Origin of the sequence: Teichococcus rhizosphaerae, assembly GCF_002631185.1 — a bacterium.
GTDB lineage: Bacteria > Pseudomonadota > Alphaproteobacteria > Acetobacterales > Acetobacteraceae > Pseudoroseomonas > Pseudoroseomonas rhizosphaerae.
The window spans coordinates 170,793-190,603 of record NZ_PDNU01000008.1; the positions used below are offsets into that span (position 1 = coordinate 170,793).

Sequence of the window (19,811 nt, forward strand, 5' to 3'; positions counted from 1 at the left end):
CTCGTTCGGAGCGCCCATGTCCCGATGGTTCCCCTGGCTTCAGGCCGCGCCCCTGGCGCTGGTCCTGGCCTGCTTCCTTCTCGTGCCGATCGGCCTGATCGTCGTCGTCAGCTTCTACGACTATGACAGCTTCAGCCTGATCCCAGACTTCGTGCTGACCAACTACAGGGAGGTCTTCGCCTCCCCGGTGACGTGGCAGACCTACCTCAAGACGGTCTGGTTCGCCGGCCTCACCTGGCTTGTCACCTTGGCGCTGGGCTTCTGGCTGGCCTACTACCTGGCCTTCGTGGTGCAGGACGCCACCTGGCGGATGGTGCTGTTCGTGCTCTGCACCGTGCCGTTCTGGACCAGCAACCTGATCCGCATGATCGCCTGGGTGCCCTTCCTCGGCCGCAACGGCATCCTGAACAACGCGCTGGTGGGCGCGGGCGTCATCGAGCAGCCGCTGGAATTCCTGCTGTTCTCGGACTTCGCGGTGATCCTGGCCTTCGTCCACCTCTACACGCTGTTCATGGTGGTGCCGATCTTCAACACCATGATGCGCATCGACCGCCGCCTGCTGGAAGCGGCGCGCGACGCGGGCGCCGGCTTCTGGCAGACCCTGTGGTGCGTCATCCTGCCGCTGTGCAAGCCGGGCATCGGCATCGGCTCCATCTTCGTGGTCGTGCTGGTGATGGGGGACTTCGCCACGGTGCGGCTGATGAGCGGCGGGCAGAGCGCCTCGGTCGGGCTGATGATCTCGAACCAGATCGGGCTGATGCAATACCCGGCGGCGGCGGCCAACGCGGTGGTGCTGCTGGCCATGGTGCTGCTGCTGGTGGCCGCGATGCTGCGCGTCATCGACATCCGCAAGGAGCTCTGAACCATGCCCGGACGCGCGGCCCGCCTCCTGCTCGGCACGCTGTTCGTGCTGTTCCTGCTGTTCCTCTACGGCCCGACGCTGACCATCACCATCCTGTCCTTCCAGGGGCCGGACGGGGGCCTGACCTTTCCGATGAACGGCGTCTCGCTGCACTGGTTCGGGCGGCTGTTCCAGACCCAGGCGGTGGGCGACCTCGGCGCCTCGATGACGCGCACCCTGCTGCTGGCGGCGATGGTGACGGCCAGCACGGTGGTCATCTCGCTCGCCGCCGGCATGGCCTTCCGCCGGCGCTTTCCCGGCAGCGGCGCGCTGTTCTACCTGACGCTGGCCAGCCTGATCGTCCCCTCCATCCTGGTCAGCCTCGGCGTGGGGCTGCTGTTCAACCGGATGGAATGGGAGCCCGCCTGGTATTCCTCCGCCTTCGGCGCGCAGCTCACCTGGACGCTGCCTTTCGGCCTGCTGATCATGTTCGCCGTGTTCAACCGCTTCGACCGCGCCTGGGAGGAGGCGGCGCGCGACATGGGCGCCACCCCCTGGCAGAGCTTCTGGCACGTGGTGCTGCCGATCATCGCGCCCAGCGTGGTGGGTATCGCCCTGTTCGGCTTCACCCTGTCCTTCGACGAGTTCGCCCGCACCCTGCTCACCGCCGGCAGCGGCAACACCCTGCCGCTGGAGATCCTCGGCATGACGACGACGGTGACGACGCCGGTGCTCTACGCGCTCGGCACCGTCTCCACCGCCCTGTCCTTCCTGGTGATCGGCGGCGCGATCCTCGGCATGCGGCTGCTGCGCCGGCGGCGCGGGGTCTGAGGCATCAGGCGCCGCGCAGGATGTCGGTGGCGCGGTGCCCCTCCCCCATCCCCTCGATCAGGAAGACCTCGCCCCGCGCGTGGCGCAGCCGGTGGGGCAGGATGGCCCGGTAGCCCGGCGATCCATACCACGCGCGGGCCGCCGCCCGGTCGGGGAAGGCGATGACGATCAGGTCGCGGTCGCACGCGCCCTCCAGCGCCTCCTGCGGGCCGCCATGGATGACGAAGCGGCCGCCATAGGGTGCCAGGGTGGCGTCGATCCCCTCCAGATAGGCGACGATCCCCGGTCCCATCTGCACGGCGTGCAGCAGGCCCACGGCGTAGCAGGTCATGGCGCGATCCTCCTCCCGGCCCGGCTCACGCGGCCGCCGCCGCGGCGCGGCCGGCCCCGGCCTCCAGCCAGGCCAGCAGGCCGACGAACCCCGCCTGCCCCACCAGGAAGGCCCAGCCCAGCGCGTTGGGCGAGACCATCCCCAGCAGCGGCGGCAGCAGGCTCGCCACCACCCACAGGACATTGCCCGCCACCACCAGCCTCAGCCCCTGGCGCGGCACGGCAGGGCCATGCGCCAGCCAGGCCATGAAGGCGGCCACGGGCAGCAGCGCCAGCCCCGCCCCGCCCAGCAGCGCGGGCGGCGGCGGCACTCGCTAGGCTTGCCCCATGATGACAACGGAGCGCCCGACCGCCGGGGCCCTGCTGCGCCACTGGCGGCAGCGGCGGCGGCTGAGCCAGATGGCCCTCGCCCTGGAGGCCGAGGTCTCGCAGCGGCATCTCAGCTGCCTGGAGGCGGGGCGCGCCATGCCGAGCCGCGCCATGGTGCTGCACCTGGCCGAGCGGCTCGGCGTGCCGCTGCGCGAGCGCAACGCCCTGCTCGTGGCGGCGGGCTTCGCGCCGGCCTATGGGGAGCGGCCCTTGCAGGCGCCCGCGCTGGCGGCGGCCCGCCAGGCCATGGAGCGCATCCTGCACGGGCACATGCCCCATCCCGCCCTGGCGGTGGACCGGCACTGGAACCTGCTTTCCGCCAACGCCGCCATTGGCGTGCTGATCGGGGAGGTGGCGGAGGCGCTGATGCGGCCGCCGGTCAACGTGCTGCGCCTCAGCCTGCACCCCGGGGGGCTTGCCGGGCGCATCCTGAACTTCCCGGAATGGCGCGCCCATCTCCTGGCGCGGCTGGGGCATGAGGTGCGCGCCTCGTCCGACCCCGCGCTGCTCGGCCTGCTGGAGGAGTTGAAGGCCCTCCCGCTCCCGCCGCAGGCCCGGGGCGTGCGGGCCGCGCCTGCGGAAGAGAGCGGCATCGCGGTGCCGCTGCGGCTGGCGAGCGAGGCGGGGCCGCTCGGCTTCATCAGCACCACCACGGTGTTCGGCACGGCGGTGGACGTGACCTTGTCGGAGGTGACGATCGAGGCCTTCTTCCCGGCCGACGATGCCACCGCCTCGGCCATGGCGCGCCTGACCGCCAGCGCCTGACTGCGGGTGCCTGACCGCCCGCGCTTGGGGCGCCGGCCTGGAAGGCAGGTTCAGAACACCAGGCGCAGCCGGGCGAGGCCCAGCACGGCGCGGCTCTCATCCGGCGCCGGATTGGCGGCGGCTGCGATCTGCCCGTCGAGCGAGAGCCGGGCCGCGCCGATCCGGCCCAGCCCCAGCCCGCCCCCCAGCACGTAGAGGGGGCGCGGCTCGAAGACCGGCCGGGCCAGGGCGGCGAGCGACAGGCTGCTGGCGACGGAGATCTTGCCGCCCTTCGCGCCGCCGAGGGAGGCGACCAGAAAGGAATCCTTCCGCGCGAAGGGCACGCCGCCGCCGATGGCGACACCCAGGGTGAAGTCCTTCGCATCCCGCGCCTTCGCGGCGGGCGACATGAGGCCGATGATCAGCACGGCGATCAGTGCGGCGAGAAACCGAGTTGTTGGCATTGAGCGAGACCCTCAAGTCTGCGCTTCCTTCCCTGCGGGGGGATTAGCCCGCAACTGCCATATTTCAAACACAATGCTGGGACCACCGACTTCTCTCGAAGTCGGCGAGGCGCTCTATAAGTCACGCCTTTTCAGATACTTATGGGATTTCGGCTGTTTAAAGGAGATCACGGGCGGGTGAGCATTGCCGCCATATTGTGGCAGGCCTGCCACAATATGGCGGTGCGCTTCCCTCCCCCGGCCGGCCGGTTCAGCCGCCGTCCCGGGAGGCCGGCGACGCTGGCGGCCGCAGGCTCTCATAGACCAGCATGCGGTGCCCATCGCGCGGGAACTCGCTGGCGCGGCGCAGGCCGAGATCCTCCAGCACCCCGCGCGAGGCCAGGTTGTCCTCCCGCGCCACGGCGACGATGCGGGCGAGGCCGGCCCTCTGGTGGCCGAATTCCAGCGCGGCGCGGGCGGCCTCCCGCGCATAGCCCTTGCCGCGGGTGTGCGGCCAGAGCGCGAAGCGCAGCGCGACGCCACGGCCATCCGGCCGCTCGGCCAGCGCGACGATGCCGAGGAAGGCGCCGGTCGCGGACAGGTGCACCGCCCAGGTGCCGTAGCCATGGACGGCCCAGCAGGCGATGTCCTGCTCGAGATCCTGCCGCGCCTGGGCCGGGCTGCGGGTGCCATGGAGCATCAGGCCGAAGGCCGCCTCGTCACCCTTCAGCGCGACGAGGTCGGCCAGATGCTCAGGCCCGACGGGGCGCAGCGTCAGCCGCGACGTGCGCACCGCATGCGGGGATTCCACCCGCGCCAGGCCATCCACCGGTTTACCGGGTGAGCGGCCGGTACTTGATCCGGTGCGGCTGGTCCGCCGCCGCGCCCAAGCGTCGACGTCGATCCGCCTCGTAGGCCTGGTAGTTGCCCTCGAACCACTCGACGTGGCTGTCGCCCTCGAAGGACATGATGTGCGTCGCCAGCCGGTCGAGGAACCAGCGATCGTGGCTGATGATCACGGCGCAGCCGGCGAAGTCCACCAGCGCCTCCTCCAGCGCGCGGAGGGTGTCCACGTCGAGGTCATTGGTCGGCTCGTCGAGCAGGATGACGTTGTGCGGCTTGCGCAGCATCTTGGCCAGGTGCACGCGGTTGCGCTCGCCGCCCGACAGGACGCCCACCGGCTTCTGCTGGTCGCCGCCCTTGAAGTTGAAGGCGGCGGCATAGGCGCGGGACGGCACGGCGCGCTTGCCCATCATGATCAGGTCCTCGCCGTCCGAGATCTCCTGCCAGACGGTGCGCTTGTCATCGAGCGTGTCGCGGCTCTGGTCCACATAGCCGAGGGAGACGGTCTCGCCGATCTTGAGCGTGCCGCCATCGGGCTGCTCCTTGCCGGTGATCATCTTGAACAGCGTGGACTTGCCGGCGCCGTTGGGCCCGATGACACCGACGATGCCGCCGGGCGGCAGCTTGAAGGATAGCCCGTCGATCAGCAGGTTGTTGCCGAAGCCCTTGCGCAGGTCCTCCGCCTCGATGACGAGGTTGCCGAGGCGCGGCGCGGGCGGGATCTGGATCTCGGTGGGGTCCGGCGCGCGCTCCTGGCTCTTGGCCAGCAGCTCCTCATAGGCCTGGATGCGCGCCTTGCTCTTGGCCTGCCGGGCGGCGGGGGAGCGGCCGATCCATTCCTGCTCCTCGGCCAGCTGCCGCTGGCGGGTGCTCTCCTCCTTCTCCTCCTGCTGCAGGCGCTTGCGCTTGGCGGCGAGATAGGCGGAGTAGTTGCCCTCATAGGGGATGCCGCGGCCGCGATCGACCTCGAGGATCCAGTTGGTGACGTTGTCGAGGAAGTAGCGGTCGTGGGTGACGATCAGCACGGCGCCCTGGTAGTCGCGCAGCGTCTTCTCCAGCCAGCTCACGCTCTCGGCGTCGAGGTGGTTGGTCGGCTCGTCGAGCAGCAGCAGGTCGGGCTTCTCCAGCAGCAGCTTGCACAGCGCCACGCGGCGCCGCTCGCCGCCCGAGAGGTTGGTCACCGGGCTGTCGGCCAGCGGCGCGCGCAGGGCGTCCAGCGCGATGTCGATCTTGCGGTCGAGGTCCCAGCCATCCGCCGCGTCGATCTTCTCCTGCAGCTCGGCCTGCTCGGCGAGGAGGGCGTTCATCTCCTCCTCGCTCATCTCCTCGGCGAACTTCATCGAGATCTCGTTGAAGCGCTCGAGGTCGGCGGCCAAGGTGCCGAAGGCGTCGCGGACGTTCTCGCCCACGGTCTTGTTGGGGTCGAGATGCGGCTCCTGCGGCAGGTAGCCGACCTTCACGCCCTCGGCCGCCCAGGCCTCGCCGCCGAACTCCTTGTCCATGCCCGCCATGATGCGCATCAGGGTGGACTTGCCGGCGCCGTTCGGGCCGAGCACGCCGATTTTGGCGGTGGGCAGGAAGGACAGGGTGATGCCCTTGAAGATCTCTCGCCCGCCCGGGTAGGACTTGGTGAGATCCTTCATCACGTAAACGTACTGAGCGGCCATGGTCACACTATTCCGGGCAGAGGTTCAGGCGTGGTTCTAGCCAGCCCGGGCCGCCCCGCCAAGCGTGAGGGTTAACGCCCGCTCCCGGGCCACCCTTCCGGAGCGGCCCGCCGGCCCGGCGCGGCGGGCCTGGCGCCGCGCTGTCTTCCCCCCTTGCGCCCGGCAGGACTTGAACCCGCAACCAAGCCGTTATGAGCGGCCCGCTCTGACCATTGAGCTACGGGCGCGAAGGGAAGGCCCGGCGATTCGCCATGCTTCCCCCCTGCTAGACCGAGCCGCGCTAGCGGGCAAGGAAGTCGCGGATCGCCTCTCCTGCCTGGGCGATGGCGACGACGCCTTCCAGATGGCCCTGCGGCCCCTCCAGCACCGCCTGCGCCACCGGCCTGCCGGCCCGGCGCAGCGCCGCCACCAGTTCGTCGCTGTATTCGGCCGGGAAGACCCGGTCCCCCCGGCTGGGCAGCACCAGCCAGCGCCCGCCGGCTTTCGCCAGGGCGGCATCCAGCCCCTCATGCTCGCCCAGGAAGAGCTGGTTGGCCCGCACCAGGTAGAGAAAGGAATTGGCGTCCGACAGCCTGGCACGCGCCATCGCCGCGGCATCCAGCGCGGCCTCGATGGCGAAGCGGTCCTGCATGCGGCGGGCGGGGTCCTGCCCCTCGGCCGGGCGGCGGCCGAACTGCCTGGCCCAGCCACGGTCGCGCGAATGCAGGGTGACGAGCTTCAGCGCCTCCGCCAGCCCGCGCAGCGGCGCCTCGCGGCCCTGGCCGTAATAGTCGCCGTTGCGCCAGGCGAGGTCGGTGCGGATGGGCGAGGCCCAGAGGTCGAGCCAGCCCAGCATCCAGGCATCCATCTCGCCCGTGCCGATCACCGGCATGACGCGCTCGACCATTTCCGGATAGGCCACCGCCCATTCGATGGCCTGGAGCGAGCCCATGCTGGGCCCGGCCACCAGCGCCAGCTTCCGCACCTTCAGGTGGTCCAGCAGCCGCTTCTGCACCTCGACGAAGTCGCGGATGGAGACGACGGGAAAGCTCATCCCCCAGGGGCGGCCGGTGGAGGGGTTCACCGAGGCCGGGCCGGTGGTGATGGTGTGCCGGTCCGGCGCGTTGAGGTTCACCATCGTGTCGGAGGCGATGACGAAGTAGCGGTCCGTGTCGATCGGGCGGCCGGGGCCGATGATGGCATCCCACCACCCCGCCGGCCCATCCGGCTGCAGCCGGCCGAAGGCATGGCCGTTGCCGCTGAAGAAATGCGTCACCAGCACGGCGTTGTCGCCGGCGGCGTTCAGCGTGCCCAGGGTCTGGTAGCCGGTGCGGATGGCCGGGATGGCGGCCCCGCCCCGCGTCGTGTAGCCCTGGAAGCTGAATTCGCGCCGCTCCACCAGGGGCGCGGGGGCCGGTTGCGCCAGCGCCGGTTGCGCCAGGGCGGGCCGGGCAAGGGCGGGCCGGGCGAGGGTTCCGGGCAGCAGGCCCGGCGCGGCGGCGGCCAGCGGCGCCGCCCAGGCAGCCACCAGCAGGGAACGACGGGTGGTCATGGTGCTGTTTTCCCTCCCTCAGGCCCGGGCCGGGCGGGCGGTTGGCGCGGCACGGCCGGAGCGGCCATGGTGCCCGCGCCGCGAGGCCGCCCGCAAGCCCGCAGCGTGGCCGAATTGCCGCCGCCGCCGCCCCCTGCTAACCAGCCCCCGCACTGCCACGAAACGGATGGCCCCCCATGGATGTGACCAAGCTCCCCACCGGCAAGAACCCGCCGCACGACATCAACGTCGTCATCGAGATCCCCCAGGGCAGTTCGGTGAAGTACGAGGTGGACAAGGACAGCGGCGCCGTGGTGGTGGACCGCTTCCTGTTCACGCCGATGGCCTATCCGGCCGCCTATGGCTTCGTCCCCGGCACCCTGGCCGACGATGGCGACCCGTCCGACGCGCTGGTGCTGGTGCCGGCTCCCGTGGTGCCCGGCGCCACGATCCGCGCCCGGCCGATCGGCGTGCTGTTCATGGAGGATGAAAGCGGCCAGGACGAGAAGCTCGTCTGCGTGCCGCACGACAAGATCTCCCTCGCCTACACGGACGTGAAGGAGATGGAGGATCTGCCCAGGATCACCCGCGACCAGATCGAGCACTTCTTCACCCGCTACAAGGACCTGGAGCCGGGCAAGTGGGTGAAGGTGAAGGGCTGGGGCAACGCCGCCCAGGCCGCCGAGATCCTGGAGCGGCAGATCGCCGCCGCCAAGTGATGTTCGCGGGGAAACCCGCGGAGCAAGGCGAGGGCCCGGGAAAGCTTCCTTCCCGGGCCCTTCGTTTTTTCAGGAAGGGCGGCCGCCGCCTCAGGCCAGCAGGTGCGCCGGCACGTTGAGGCCGAGCCGCACCGGCACGGGCCAGATCTCGCGCACCGTGCGCAGCCGGGTGAAGCCGGCGGCGAGGTAGTTGGGCAGGGCGCGGGGATGGTCGGCGGTGCAGGTGTTCACCGTCAGCAACCCGCAGCCCTCGGCCCAGGCGGTGTCGATGGCGTGGCGCAGGAAGGCCTGCCCCACGCCTGTGCCGACCGCGTGCGGCAGCAGCCCGAAATAGGCGATGTTGACGCTGCCCGCGCCGGTGAGCCCGGTGGCCGCCCGCCGCTCCAGCTCGAAGAAGCCCGCGGGCGCGCCGCCCTGGTAGAGCACATGGATGGACACGGCCGGGTCGGCCAGGATGGTGGCGATCTCGGCATCGCCCGCGGCGCGGCGCAGCCACCAGACATAGTCCTGGCCCACCGTGTTGTAGAGGTAGCGGTAGAAGGGCACCGAGCAGCGGGCCACCCGCTCCACCCGGCTGCCCTCCGGCAGGGCCGGCGCCGGCCCGTCCGGCGGTGCCGCCATGCGGAGGAAGGTGACGTCCACCGCCACCCGCAGGGCCGGCTCCACCAGGGAGAGCGCCATGCTCAGTTGTCCAGGAAGGAGCGCAGCTTGCGGCTGCGGCTCGGGTGCTTCAGCTTGCGCAGCGCCTTGGCCTCGATCTGGCGGATGCGCTCGCGCGTCACGTTGAACTGCTGGCCGACCTCCTCCAGCGTGTGGTCGGTGTTCATGCCGATGCCGAAGCGCATGCGCAGCACCCGCTCCTCGCGCGGGGTGAGCGAGGAGAGCACCCGCGTCGTCGCCTCGCGCAGATTGGTCTGGATGGCGGCGTCCAGCGGGATGATGGCGGCCTTGTCCTCGATGAAGTCGCCGAGATGGCTGTCCTCCTCGTCGCCGATCGGCGTCTCGAGGCTGATCGGCTCCTTGGCGATCTTGAGGACCTTGCGCACCTTCTCCAGCGGCATGCCGAGTTTCTCGGCCAGCTCCTCGGGCTGCGGCTCGCGGCCGATCTCGTGCAGCATCTGGCGGCTGGTGCGGACCAGCTTGTTGATCGTCTCGATCATGTGGACCGGGATGCGGATGGTCCGCGCCTGGTCCGCGATGGAGCGGGTGATGGCCTGCCGGATCCACCAGGTGGCGTAGGTGGAGAACTTGTAGCCGCGGCGGTACTCGAACTTATCGACCGCCTTCATCAGGCCGATATTGCCCTCCTGGATCAGGTCCAGGAACTGCAGGCCGCGATTGGTGTATTTCTTGGCGATGGAGATGACGAGACGCAGGTTGGCCTCGATCATCTCCTTCTTGGCCTGGGTCATGTCCCGCTCGCCGCGCGAGACGGTGGAATAGACGCGCTTGAACTCGCCCACCGGCAGGCCGGTGACGGCGGCGGTGTTGCTGATCTGGGTCCGGATCTGCTCCACCTCGCCGCGCGAGCGCTCGGCGAAGGTCTTCCACGCCTTGCCCGGCAGGGTGGCCACGCGCTCGAACCAGGCGGGGTCGATCTCGGCGCCGCGCCACTGCGCCAGGAAGTCGTCGCGCTTCACCTTGCTGGCCTCGGCGAGGCGCAGGATCTGGCCCTCATAGCCGGTGATGCGGCGGTTCAGGCCCTTGAGCTGGTCCACCAGCTCCTCGATGCGGTTGTTGTGGAGCTGCACCTTCTCGACCAGGGCGACCAGCTCCTGGCGCAGCTTCTCGTAGGTCGCCTCGGTGCGGCTGGCGAGCTCCTCGCCCGCCGTGTAGGCCTCCATGCGCTTGTTCTGCAGCTTCTGCAGGCGGCCATACATCTCCTCGATCTGCTCGAAGGTGGCCAGCGCCTCGGGCTTCAGCTTCTCCTCGAGGGCGGACAGGGAGAGGCCCATCCCCTCGCCCTCCTCGCCTTCCTCGAACTCCTCCTCGGCGGCGGGCGGCACGTCCGGGCTGTCGGCGGCGGCGGTCGCCTCGAGGTCGATCACGTCGCGCAGCAGCATGCGGCCTTCCCGGACCGCGTCGTGCCAGGTCAGGATGGCCTGGAAGGTGAGCGGGCTCTCGCAGAGCCCGCCGATCATCATGTCCCGCCCCGCCTCGATGCGCTTGGCGATGGCGATCTCGCCCTCGCGCGAGAGCAGCTCCACGCTGCCCATCTCGCGCAGGTACATGCGGACCGGGTCGTCGGTGCGGCCGAGGCTTTCCTCGTCCACATTGCCGCCGCCCTCCTCCTCTTCCTCGTCCTCGCCGCCCTCGGCCTTGGCGGCGGGCTTGGCGGCGCCCTCGGCCTCCTCGGTCTCCTCGGCCTCGACCACGTTGACGCCGAGCTCGCTCAGCATCGCCATGGTGTCCTCGATCAGCTCGGAGGAAACCTGGCTGTCCGGCAATGCCTGGTTCAGCTCGTCATAGGTGACGTAGCCACGTTCCTTGCCACGCGCGACCAGCTTCTTGACCGCGGCCGAAAGGGTGTCGAGAAGCGCTCCCTCCACCGCCTCGTCCCGGTTCTCGACCGTGTCGGTGCCGTTCGCGACCTTGCTCGCCATGCCGATCCGCTCCGTCTGACGCTGCCCGGCCCGCAGTCTAGGCCAGGAAGCCTCGCTTTGGTCCTAACGGCCCCGCCCCAAAAAGACAGGAGAAGGAGGGCCACACGCCGCGCCCGGATGAACGCCACGAAACGGGGCCATAACGCCCCCCCACCGGGCAACACAAGAGCGGGACGCGGAATGATGCGGGGCGGCGGCCTTCCTAACCGCCCCAGCCCTCCTCCTCCATCTCGCCCCGCCGCTGGGCGGCGAGCAGTTCATTGAGCCGGATCAGGCGGGTCTGCGCCGCCTCGCTGCCGGTGGCCGCGAAGTCCCGGGCCGCCGCCTCGCGCTCCGCCAGCAGGGCCTCCTCGCCGCGGAAGCGGCCGAAGAAGTACCACCATTGCTGCGTCACCAGCTGCGGCAGCGCCGCCTCCCGCGCCGCCGCGGGCAGCATGCGGGGCGAATGGCGCAGCCAGGCCAGGCCCTCGGGGTCGGTTTTTTCGAGGTGGTCGGCCAGCGCCGCGGCTTCAAGGCGCTCCGCCCCGCCATGCCAGGCCAGCATCGCCCGCTGCAACCCGCGCGCCATGCCCCCGGGCAGCTCCAGGCTGGCCAGCGCCTCCTCCACCTCGCCCAGCAGCCAGGGATGGGCCAGGGTGATGGCCAGCAGGCAGCGGGCCTGCTCCTGCCGGACATGGCCCGGGTCGATGCCGGGGCGCGGCAGGTTCAGGGCCGGCGCCGCCGGGCGGCCGCCGCGCCCGGCGCCGGCGCCGCCACGCGGCGCCCAGGGCTGGCGGGCCGCCGGGGCGGGCCGGCGGCCGCTGGCGAAGAAGGTGTCGAGCAAGGTCCGCCGGTACTCGCCGGCCAGAAACTTGTCGGGAATGGTGCCCGCCGCCGCCTCCAGCGCGTGGCGCAGCGCGGCGCGCGCCTCGGGCGTGGTGCCGGGGTGCTTCTCGGCCAGCATGCCGTAGAGCACCGCCGAGAGCGGCCGCGCCGCCTCCAGCAGGGCCCGGAAGGCGGCGGGGCCGCCCCTGGCCACCAGCGTGTCCGGGTCCTCCCCCGGCGGCAGGGTGACGAAGCCCAGGCTGCGCTCGGGCGAGAGCAGCGGCAGGGCCAGCTCGGCGGCGCGGGCGGCGGCGCGGGCACCCGCCTTGTCGCCGTCGAAGCACAGGAGGGGCTGGGGCGAGAGCCGCCACAGCTCGGCCAGCTGCTCCTCGGTCAGCGCCGTGCCGAGCGGGGCCACGGCACCGCCGAACCCCGCCTGGTGCAGGGCGATGACGTCCATGTAGCCTTCCACCACCAGCACGGGCGCGCCCCTGAAGGCGGCCTCCCGCGCCAGGTCGGCCGCGTAGAGGTTGCGGCGCTTGGAGAACAGCTCGGTTTCCGGGCCGTTGACGTATTTCGGCTGGGCATCCCCCAGCACCCGCCCGCCGAAGGAGATGATGCGGCCGCGCCGGTCGCGGATCGGGAACATCACGCGGTTGAAGAACAGGTCGGCCGGCGGGCTGTCCCCTTCCCCCGGCCGCATCAGCCCGGCCTCCACCAGCTGCGGCACCTCGATGTCGAGCGGCTTCAGGTCCGCCGCCAGCGTGCCCCGCCCGGCGCCGGACCAGCCGAGGCCGAACCTGCGGATGGTCTCCTCCGAAAGGCCCCGGCGCAGCAGGTAGTCGAGCCCCGCGCGGCCCTCGGGCAGGCGCAGGCGGCGCTGGAAGGCCTCGGCGGCGGCCTGCATGACGCCGTGCAGGTCGCGCTGCCGGGCTTCCCGCCTCGCCTGCTGCGGCGTGGCCTTCGGCACCTCCAGCCCGGCCTCGGCGGCCAGCCGCTCCACCGCCTCGGGGAATGTGGCGCCCTGGCTCTGCATGACATAGGCGATGGCATCGCCATGCGCGCCGCAGCCGAAGCAATGGTAGTGGTCGTCATAGACGTAGAAGGAGGGCGACTTCTCGCCGTGGAAGGGGCAGCAGCCGCGCCACTGCCGCCCCGCGCGCGCCAGCTTCACGCCGCGGCCGATCAGCGGCGCCAGCGGCGTGCGGAGGCGCAGCTCCTCCAGGAAGTTCGGCGGCAGGGACATGCCGCCCTACCTAAGCCATGCCGCCCCGCCGCGCCACGGCGGGATCGGCCTCAGCCGCCAAGCGCGGCCTTCACCATCGGCCCCGCCTTGGCCATGTCCAGCGTCGCGGCGTGCTTCGCCTTCAGCGCGGCCATGACCTTGCCCATGTCCTTGATGGAGCTGGCGCCGCTCTCGGCCACCGCCTCGGCCACCGCGGCCTGCATGGCGGCATCGTCCATCTGCCGCGGCAGGAAGGACTCGATCACGGCGATCTCGGCCGCCTCCTTCTCCGCCAGCTCCGGGCGGTTGCCCTGGGTGTACATCTCGACGCTCTCGCGGCGCGACTTCACCATGGAGCGCAGCATGGCGACGATCTGCTCCTCCGGCACCTGCTCCACGCCGCTGGGGCGGGCGGCGATGTCGGTGTCCTTCAGCTTGGCCATGACCATGCGGATGGTGGAGGTGCGGGCCGCATCCTTCGCCACCATGGCGGCCTTCAGTTCCTGGGTGAAGCGTTCGCGCAGGCTCATCGGTCACTCTCCATCGGGATCGGGGCGGGGTATAAAGCCGCTCGGGGCGGCGGGGGCCAGGGGTCCATGCGCCTGGGAATTTTTTTCCCAATTCCGGCCCTCTGGTTGCGCCGGGAAATTTTTTCCCACATAACGTGCCCATGCGGTCCGTGGATGACATCATCGCCCTGATGGGCGGCAGCGAAGCCGTGGCCGAGCGCTGCGGCGTCGGCACCGAGGCGGTGCGCAAGTGGCGCCAGTCGCGCGCCATTCCCGCCAAGCACTGGCCGGCGATCCTCGCCGCCACCGGCCTTTCCCTGGCGGAGCTGGCCGCCGCCCCCACCCCGCAGACCGAACCGAGCCCGGAGACGCGCATGCCCGCTTCCGCCACCCCGACCGATGGCCAGACCAAGGACCAGCCCCCCGCCGGCGCCACCGCCGCGCTGGTGCTGGCCGATGGCACGGTGTTCTGGGGCGTGGGCTTCGGCGCCCACACCACCAATGTGGGCGAGATCTGCTTCAACACCGGCATGACGGGCTACCAGGAAACCCTGACGGACCCCTCCTATGCCGGGCAGATCATCACCTTCACCTTCCCGCATATCGGCAATGTGGGCGCCAACGCGGAGGATGTGGAGAGCATCACCCCCGCCGCGCGCGGCCTGGTGGTGAAGCTGGACCTGACGGAGCCGGCCAATTACCGCGCCACCCGCCATCTCGACGACTGGCTGAAGAGCCACGGCATCCCCGGCATCGCCGGCATCGACACCCGCGCGCTCACCGCCCGCATCCGCGACGGCGGGGCGCCGAACGGCGTGCTGGCCCACCCGCAGGACGGCCGTTTCGACATCCCCGCGCTGCGCGCCCAGGCCGCCGGCTGGCCGGGGCTGGAGGGCATGGATCTCGCCCGGGACGTCTCCTGCCGCCAGTCCTATGCCTGGACGGAAGGGCTGTGGTCCTGGGGTGAGGGCTACAACGTGGCGCCCGCGCGCCGGCACAAGGTCGTGGCGGTCGATTACGGCGCCAAGCGCAACATCCTGCGCTGCCTGGCCGATGCGGGCTGCGAGGTGACGGTGCTGCCCGCCACCGCCACCGCCGAGGACATCCTCTCGCACAAGCCGGACGGCGTGTTCCTGTCCAATGGCCCCGGCGACCCGGCGGCGACGGGCGAATACGCCGTGCCGGCCATCCGCGGCGTGCTGGACAGCGGCACCCCCGTCTTCGGCATCTGCCTCGGCCACCAGCTCCTGGCGCTGGCGCTGGGCGGCCGCACCTTCAAGCTGGACCGCGGCCACCGCGGCGCCAACCAGCCGGTGAAGGACCTGGCCACCGGCCGCGTCGAGATCACCAGCCAGAACCACGGCTTCGCGGTGGACGAGAAGTCCCTGCCCGAGACCGTGAAGGTGACGCATGTGTCGCTGTTCGACGGCTCCAACGAGGGCATCGCCGCCACCGACCGGCCGGCCTTCTCGGTGCAGTACCACCCCGAGGCCAGCCCCGGCCCCTCCGACAGCCACTATCTCTTCCACCGCTTTGTCGAGATGATCGAGAAGCACAAGGCGGCCTGAGCCGCCTGGCGGGAGGAGGAACGGGGCATGGCTGGGATGTTCGACCTGACGGGGCGCGTGGCGCTGGTCACCGGCGGCAATGGCGGCATCGGCTTCGGCATGGCGCGCGGCCTCGCCGCCTGCGGCGCGCGCGTGGTCATCGCCGGCCGCAACGCGGAGAAGAACCAGGCCGCCGCGTCCGCGCTGGGCGGCGGCACCCTCGCCCTGCGGGCCGAGCTGACCGACCCCGCCGTCCCGGCGAGGCTGGTGGAGGACGTGCTGGCCCAGGCCGGCCGGCTCGACATCCTGGTCAACAATGCCGGCACCAACATCCGCAAGGCTCCGCACGAGGTGACGGACGAGGAGTGGATGACGGTGCTGGACACCAACCTGACCAGCGTGATGCGCCTGACCCGCGCCGCCTACCCGGCGCTGAAGGCCAGCGGGCATGGGCGGGTGATCAACATCGGCTCCATGCTGTCGATCTTCGGCGTGTACTTCTCTCCCGCCTACGGCGCCAGCAAGGGCGCGGTGGTGCAGTACACCAAGTCCCTCGCCGCCGCCTGGAGCGCCGATGGCATCACCGCCAACGCCATCCTGCCCGGCTGGATCGACACCGACCTGACCCGCAAGGCGCGGCAGGACGTGCCGACCCTGAACGACGCCGTCATCGCCCGCAGCCCCTGCCGGCGCTGGGGCGACCCCAAGGATTTCGGCGGCATCGCCGCCTTCCTCGCCAGCGACGAGGCCGCCTTCATCACCGGCACGGCCATCCCGGTGGATGGCGGCTTCTCGATCCAGGGCTGACGCCATGGGCGCGGTCTGATGCCCTCGCTCGCGGCACTCCTGGCCTTCGCCGCCCTTTCCGTGGGCCTCGCGGTCACGCCGGGCCCGAACATGCTCTATCTCGCCTCCCGCACCCTGGCGCAGGGGCGGCGGGCGGGGCTGGTCTCCCTGGCCGGCTGCCAGACGGGCATGGCGCTGATCATGCTGGCGGCCGCCGCCGGGGTCACCGCGGCGCTGCTGGCCGTGCCTTACGCCTATGACGCGCTGCGCCTGGGCGGCGCCGCCTATCTCGGCTGGATGGCCTGGCAGACGCTGCGGCCGGGCGGCGCCTCGGTGTTCGAGCCGCGCGCCCTGCCGCCGGAGCCGCCCGCGCGGCTGTTCACCGTGGGCGCCGCCACGGCGCTGCTGAACCCGAAGGTGGCGCTGTTCTACGTGGCGGTGCTGCCGCCCTTCATCGACCCCGCCCGCGGCAGCGTGCTGGCGCAGGGCATCATCCTGGGCAGCGTGCAGGTGCTGATCGGCGCGCTGTTCGACATCCTCCTGGTGCTGGGCGCCGGGGGCATCTCCACCTTCCTGGCCAGGCGGCCCCTCTGGCTGGCCGCGCAGCGCTATGTGCTGGGCGGCGCGCTGGGGCTGATCGCCGTCAAGCTCGCCACCGATTCCCGCCGATAAGGTCCTCCCCGATGCCGAAGCGTACAGACATCAAGTCCATCCTGATCATCGGGGCCGGCCCCATCGTCATCGGCCAGGCCTGCGAGTTCGACTATTCGGGCGCGCAGGCCTGCAAGGCGCTGCGGGCGGAGGGCTACCGGGTGATCCTGGTGAACTCCAACCCCGCCACCATCATGACCGACCCCGGCCTGGCGGACGCCACCTATATCGAGCCGATCACGGTGGAGATGGTCGAGAAGATCATCGCCAAGGAGCGCCCCGACGCGCTGCTGCCCACCATGGGCGGCCAGACCGCGCTGAACACCGCGCTGAAGCTGGCCGAGGCTGGCGTGCTGGAGAAGTATGGCTGCGAGCTGATCGGCGCCAAGGCCGAGGTGATCGACAAGGCGGAGGACCGGCTGAAGTTCCGCGACGCCATGACCAAGATCGGCATCGAGAGCCCGCGCTCGGCCATCGCGCACACGATGGAGGAGGCGCGCGCGGGGCTGGATCTGGTGAAGCTGCCCTGCGTCATCCGCCCCTCCTTCACGCTCGGCGGCACGGGCGGCGGCATCGCCTACAACCGGGAGGAGTTCGAGCAGATCGTCTCCGCCGGCCTCTCCGCCTCGATGACCAACGAGGTGCTGATCGAGGAAAGCGTGCTGGGCTGGAAGGAATACGAGATGGAGGTGGTCCGCGACAGCGCAGACAACTGCATCATCGTCTGCTCCATCGAGAACCTGGACCCGATGGGCGTGCACACGGGTGATTCCATCACGGTGGCCCCGGCGCTGACGCTGACCGACAAGGAATACCAGCGCATGCGCGATGCGAGCATCGCCTGCCTGCGCGAGATCGGCGTCGATACCGGCGGCTCCAACGTCCAGTTCGGCATCAACCCCGCCGATGGCCGCATGGTGGTCATCGAGATGAACCCGCGCGTCTCCCGCTCCTCCGCGTTGGCCTCCAAGGCGACGGGCTTCCCCATCGCCAAGATCGCCGCCAAGCTCGCCGTGGGCTACACGCTGGACGAGCTGAAGAACGACATCACCATGGTGACGCCGGCCGCCTTCGAGCCGACGATCGACTATGTCGTCATCAAGATCCCGCGCTTCACCTTCGAGAAGTTCCCAGGGACCCCGGCGACGCTGACGACCTCGATGAAGTCGGTGGGCGAGGCCATGGCCATCGGCCGCTCCTTCAACGAGGCGCTGCAGAAGGGCCTGCGCAGCCTGGAGACGGGCCTGTCCGGCCTCGACGACATCGCCATGACCGACAACAGCCGCGAGGCGCATATCGCCTCGCTCGCCACGCCGAAGCCCGACCGCGTGCTGAACGTGGCGCAGGCCTTCCGCGCCGGCCTCACCGTCGAGGAGATCCACGAGGCCTGCCGCTTCGAGCCCTGGTTCCTGCGCGAGATCGAGAAGATCGTCCGCGCCGAGGAGGGCGTGCGCGCCGAGGGGCTGCCGCAGGACGCCACCGGCTTCCGCCGCCTCAAGGCGATGGGCTTCTCCGACAAGCGCTTGGGCGTGCTGAGCGGGCAGAGCGAGGCGGCGGTGATGCAGCACCGGCTGAGCCTCGGCGTGCTGCCGGTGTTCAAGCGCATCGACACCTGCGCCGCCGAGTTCGCCTCCGACACGCCCTACATGTACTCCACCTATGAAGGCGGCTTCGGCACGCCCGTTTGCGAATCCCGGCCGACGGACAAGAAGAAGATCGTCATCCTCGGCGGCGGTCCGAACCGCATCGGCCAGGGCATCGAGTTCGACTATTGCTGCGTCCATGCCTGCTACGCGCTGCGCGAGGCGGGCTTCGAGACCATCATGGTCAACTGCAACCCCGAGACGGTCTCCACCGATTACGACACCTCGGACCGCCTCTACTTCGAGCCGCTGACGGCCGAGGACGTGATCTCCCTGATCCGCAAGGAGCAGGAGAAGGGCGAAGTGCTGGGCTGCATCGTGCAGTATGGCGGCCAGACGCCGCTGAAGCTGTCCCAGGCGCTGCACAAGGCCGGCATCCCGATCCTCGGCACCTCCGCCGAGGCCATCGACATCGCCGAGGACCGCGAGCGCTTCCAGCTTCTGCTCAAGGGCCTCGGCCTGCAGCAGCCGCAGAACGGCATCGTCCGCACGCTGGACGAGGCGGTGGCCGAGGCCGAGCGCATCGGCTATCCCGTCGTGGTGCGCCCCTCCTACGTGCTGGGCGGCCGCGCCATGGAGATCGCCTACAACCGCGAGCAGCTCCTGCGCTTCGGCCAGGAGGCGGTGATCGTCTCGGGCGAGAACCCGATCCTGATCGACCAGTACCTGCAGGACGCGATCGAGGTCGATGTGGACTGCATCGCCGACGAGGACGGGCAGGTCTATGTCGCCGGCGTCATGGAGCACATCGAGGAGGCGGGCATCCATTCGGGCGACAGCGCCTGCTCGCTGCCCCCCTACTCCCTGCCCCCCTCGGTGGTGACCGAGCTGAAGGCCGAGACGGAGGCGATGGCCAAGGCCCTCAAGGTCAAGGGCCTGATGAACGTGCAGTACGCGGTGAAGGACGGCGAGATCTTCGTCCTCGAGGTCAACCCGCGCGCCTCGCGCACGGCGCCCTTCGTCGCCAAGGCGACGGGCGTGCCGATCGCCAAGATCGGCGCCCGCGTCATGGCCGGCGCGAAGCTTTCCGAGTTCAGGCTCGACGACGAGGCGGTCAACCGGCACGTGGCGGTGAAGGAGGCGGTGTTCCCCTTCAACCGCTTCCCCAATGTCGATGTCATCCTCGGGCCGGAAATGAAGTCCACCGGCGAGGTGATGGGGCTCGACGCCTCCTTCGAGCGCGCCTTCGCCAAGGCCCAGCTCGGCGCCGGCGTGAAGCTGCCATCCGAGGGCGCCGCCTTCGTCTCGGTGAAGGACAGCGACAAGAAGGGCGCCGTCTCCTTCGTGCGCCGCCTGTCCGACATGGGCTTCCGCATCCTGGCCACGCGCGGCACCGCGGCGGCGCTGCGCGAGGCGGGGCTTTCCGTCACCGTGGTGAACAAGGTGATGGAGGGCCGCCCGCATTGCGTGGACGCCATCCGCAACGGCGAGATCCAGCTCGTCATCAACACCACCGGCACCGGCCAGGCCGTGGCGGACAGCTTCGATATCCGCCGCGGCGCGCTGACCCATGGCGTGCCGCACTACACCACCATGGCCGGCGCCCGCGCCGCGGTGCACGCGATTGCCGCCCTGAAGGCCGGAACACTTGAAGTGGCGCCCTTGCAGGCTTACTTTCCTCCTTCGTTCTGAAGGGCGGGGCGGGGCTGACCGAAAGGCCGGCCCCGCCCGATCCATGTTCCCGCCAATGGCGCCCGTCTGGGTGCCGGAAGGCCGCCGGGTTCCGCCCGGCGGTCGTTGCCGCGT

18 protein-coding genes and 1 tRNA gene are annotated in these 19,811 nt (G+C 70.6%); 8 read left to right on the top strand and 11 right to left on the bottom strand.

Annotated features, from left to right (window positions below):
• Positions 1-16 precede the first annotated feature (16 nt).
• The gene (locus CR162_RS07475; protein WP_099094909.1) at positions 17-862 is read left to right on the top strand and encodes an ABC transporter permease; all 846 of its coding nucleotides are present in this window, start codon (positions 17-19) and stop codon (positions 860-862) included.
• A gap of 3 nt (positions 863-865) precedes the next feature.
• Positions 866-1,672 carry an ABC transporter permease gene (locus tag CR162_RS07480; RefSeq protein WP_099094910.1) on the top strand — a complete coding sequence of 269 codons (807 nt, stop codon included), beginning with the start codon at positions 866-868 and terminating at the stop codon, positions 1,670-1,672.
• Positions 1,673-1,676: 4 nt separating this feature from the next.
• Here CR162_RS07480 and CR162_RS07485 read toward each other — a convergent pair whose 3' ends face one another.
• Positions 1,677-2,003, bottom strand: coding sequence for a DUF1330 domain-containing protein (locus CR162_RS07485; RefSeq protein ID WP_099094911.1), 327 nt, complete (start codon positions 2,001-2,003; stop codon positions 1,677-1,679).
• A 25-nt stretch (positions 2,004-2,028) separates the two neighbouring features.
• On the bottom strand, positions 2,029-2,313 hold the full coding sequence (locus CR162_RS07490; RefSeq protein WP_099094912.1) for a hypothetical protein: 285 nt from the start codon (positions 2,311-2,313) through the stop codon (positions 2,029-2,031).
• Between the two features lie 16 nt (positions 2,314-2,329).
• Between CR162_RS07490 and CR162_RS07495 the strand changes: the two genes are divergently transcribed.
• Complete coding sequence (locus CR162_RS07495; RefSeq protein ID WP_245870189.1) at positions 2,330-3,136, top strand: helix-turn-helix domain-containing protein; 807 nt, start codon at positions 2,330-2,332, stop codon at positions 3,134-3,136.
• Between the two features lie 50 nt (positions 3,137-3,186).
• Here the strand turns inward: CR162_RS07495 and CR162_RS07500 are convergent, their stop codons facing one another.
• The 5 genes from CR162_RS07500 to CR162_RS07520 form a co-directional block, all read right to left on the bottom strand.
• Positions 3,187-3,579: a hypothetical protein gene (locus CR162_RS07500; protein WP_141563099.1), complete on the bottom strand. Its 393-nt coding sequence runs from the start codon at positions 3,577-3,579 to the stop codon at positions 3,187-3,189.
• 250 nt (positions 3,580-3,829) lie between these two features.
• The gene (locus tag CR162_RS07505) at positions 3,830-4,369 is read right to left on the bottom strand and encodes a GNAT family N-acetyltransferase (RefSeq protein WP_245870190.1); all 540 of its coding nucleotides are present in this window, start codon (positions 4,367-4,369) and stop codon (positions 3,830-3,832) included.
• A 22-nt stretch (positions 4,370-4,391) separates the two neighbouring features.
• Positions 4,392-6,068: an energy-dependent translational throttle protein EttA gene (gene ettA / locus CR162_RS07510; RefSeq protein WP_099094915.1), complete on the bottom strand. Its 1,677-nt coding sequence runs from the start codon at positions 6,066-6,068 to the stop codon at positions 4,392-4,394.
• Between the two features lie 154 nt (positions 6,069-6,222).
• Positions 6,223-6,295: transfer RNA gene (locus tag CR162_RS07515), tRNA-Ile, on the bottom strand.
• Between the two features lie 53 nt (positions 6,296-6,348).
• Positions 6,349-7,599: an E22 family MetX-like putative esterase gene (locus tag CR162_RS07520; protein ID WP_099094916.1), complete on the bottom strand. Its 1,251-nt coding sequence runs from the start codon at positions 7,597-7,599 to the stop codon at positions 6,349-6,351.
• A gap of 176 nt (positions 7,600-7,775) precedes the next feature.
• On the opposite strand from CR162_RS07520, the gene ppa reads away from it, so the two are divergent.
• Entirely contained in the window at positions 7,776-8,297 is a 522-nt protein-coding gene (gene ppa / locus CR162_RS07525; RefSeq protein ID WP_099094917.1) for an inorganic diphosphatase, read from the top strand.
• A gap of 90 nt (positions 8,298-8,387) precedes the next feature.
• Here ppa and CR162_RS07530 read toward each other — a convergent pair whose 3' ends face one another.
• The 4 genes from CR162_RS07530 to CR162_RS07545 all read right to left on the bottom strand — a co-directional run bounded on the left by CR162_RS07530 (position 8,388) and on the right by CR162_RS07545 (position 13,459).
• Positions 8,388-8,978, bottom strand: a complete 591-nt coding sequence (locus CR162_RS07530; RefSeq protein ID WP_099094918.1) for a GNAT family N-acetyltransferase — start codon at positions 8,976-8,978, stop codon at positions 8,388-8,390.
• Between the two features lie 2 nt (positions 8,979-8,980).
• On the bottom strand, positions 8,981-10,900 hold the full coding sequence (gene rpoD, locus CR162_RS07535) for an RNA polymerase sigma factor RpoD (RefSeq protein ID WP_099094919.1): 1,920 nt from the start codon (positions 10,898-10,900) through the stop codon (positions 8,981-8,983).
• A gap of 202 nt (positions 10,901-11,102) precedes the next feature.
• Positions 11,103-12,950: a DNA primase gene (dnaG, locus tag CR162_RS07540; protein WP_099094920.1), complete on the bottom strand. Its 1,848-nt coding sequence runs from the start codon at positions 12,948-12,950 to the stop codon at positions 11,103-11,105.
• A gap of 50 nt (positions 12,951-13,000) precedes the next feature.
• Positions 13,001-13,459, bottom strand: a complete 459-nt coding sequence (locus tag CR162_RS07545; RefSeq protein WP_099094921.1) for a GatB/YqeY domain-containing protein — start codon at positions 13,457-13,459, stop codon at positions 13,001-13,003.
• Positions 13,460-13,593: 134 nt separating this feature from the next.
• On the opposite strand from CR162_RS07545, the gene carA reads away from it, so the two are divergent.
• Genes carA through carB form a run of 4 tightly spaced genes read left to right on the top strand, consistent with a single transcriptional unit; the run spans position 13,594 to position 19,697 of the window.
• On the top strand, positions 13,594-15,006 hold the full coding sequence (gene carA, locus CR162_RS07550; RefSeq protein ID WP_099094922.1) for a glutamine-hydrolyzing carbamoyl-phosphate synthase small subunit: 1,413 nt from the start codon (positions 13,594-13,596) through the stop codon (positions 15,004-15,006).
• Between the two features lie 27 nt (positions 15,007-15,033).
• A complete protein-coding gene (locus CR162_RS07555) occupies positions 15,034-15,792 on the top strand; it encodes an SDR family NAD(P)-dependent oxidoreductase (RefSeq protein WP_099094923.1) in 759 nt (252 codons plus the stop codon).
• Positions 15,793-15,810: 18 nt separating this feature from the next.
• Positions 15,811-16,443 carry a LysE family translocator gene (locus tag CR162_RS07560; RefSeq protein ID WP_099094924.1) on the top strand — a complete coding sequence of 211 codons (633 nt, stop codon included), beginning with the start codon at positions 15,811-15,813 and terminating at the stop codon, positions 16,441-16,443.
• A gap of 11 nt (positions 16,444-16,454) precedes the next feature.
• Entirely contained in the window at positions 16,455-19,697 is a 3,243-nt protein-coding gene (gene carB, locus CR162_RS07565; RefSeq protein WP_099094925.1) for a carbamoyl-phosphate synthase large subunit, read from the top strand.
• The last annotated feature ends 114 nt before the right edge of the window (positions 19,698-19,811 follow it).

What these genes read in the sequence shown, in the direction of transcription:
- CR162_RS07475 (WP_099094909.1), top strand. Translation starts at nt 17, where the DNA reads ATGTCCCGATGGTTCCCCTGGCTTCAGGCCGCGCCCCTGGCGCTGGTC.
- CR162_RS07480 (WP_099094910.1), top strand. Translation starts at nt 866, where the DNA reads ATGCCCGGACGCGCGGCCCGCCTCCTGCTCGGCACGCTGTTCGTGCTG.
- CR162_RS07485 (WP_099094911.1), bottom strand. Translation starts at nt 2,003, where the DNA reads ATGACCTGCTACGCCGTGGGCCTGCTGCACGCCGTGCAGATGGGACCG.
- CR162_RS07495 (WP_245870189.1), top strand. Translation starts at nt 2,330, where the DNA reads ATGATGACAACGGAGCGCCCGACCGCCGGGGCCCTGCTGCGCCACTGG.
- CR162_RS07500 (WP_141563099.1), bottom strand. Translation starts at nt 3,579, where the DNA reads ATGCCAACAACTCGGTTTCTCGCCGCACTGATCGCCGTGCTGATCATC.
- ettA (WP_099094915.1), bottom strand. Translation starts at nt 6,068, where the DNA reads ATGGCCGCTCAGTACGTTTACGTGATGAAGGATCTCACCAAGTCCTAC.
- CR162_RS07520 (WP_099094916.1), bottom strand. Translation starts at nt 7,599, where the DNA reads ATGACCACCCGTCGTTCCCTGCTGGTGGCTGCCTGGGCGGCGCCGCTG.
- ppa (WP_099094917.1), top strand. Translation starts at nt 7,776, where the DNA reads ATGGATGTGACCAAGCTCCCCACCGGCAAGAACCCGCCGCACGACATC.
- CR162_RS07530 (WP_099094918.1), bottom strand. Translation starts at nt 8,978, where the DNA reads ATGGCGCTCTCCCTGGTGGAGCCGGCCCTGCGGGTGGCGGTGGACGTC.
- rpoD (WP_099094919.1), bottom strand. Translation starts at nt 10,900, where the DNA reads ATGGCGAGCAAGGTCGCGAACGGCACCGACACGGTCGAGAACCGGGAC.
- dnaG (WP_099094920.1), bottom strand. Translation starts at nt 12,950, where the DNA reads ATGTCCCTGCCGCCGAACTTCCTGGAGGAGCTGCGCCTCCGCACGCCG.
- CR162_RS07545 (WP_099094921.1), bottom strand. Translation starts at nt 13,459, where the DNA reads ATGAGCCTGCGCGAACGCTTCACCCAGGAACTGAAGGCCGCCATGGTG.
- CR162_RS07555 (WP_099094923.1), top strand. Translation starts at nt 15,034, where the DNA reads ATGGCTGGGATGTTCGACCTGACGGGGCGCGTGGCGCTGGTCACCGGC.
- CR162_RS07560 (WP_099094924.1), top strand. Translation starts at nt 15,811, where the DNA reads ATGCCCTCGCTCGCGGCACTCCTGGCCTTCGCCGCCCTTTCCGTGGGC.
- carB (WP_099094925.1), top strand. Translation starts at nt 16,455, where the DNA reads ATGCCGAAGCGTACAGACATCAAGTCCATCCTGATCATCGGGGCCGGC.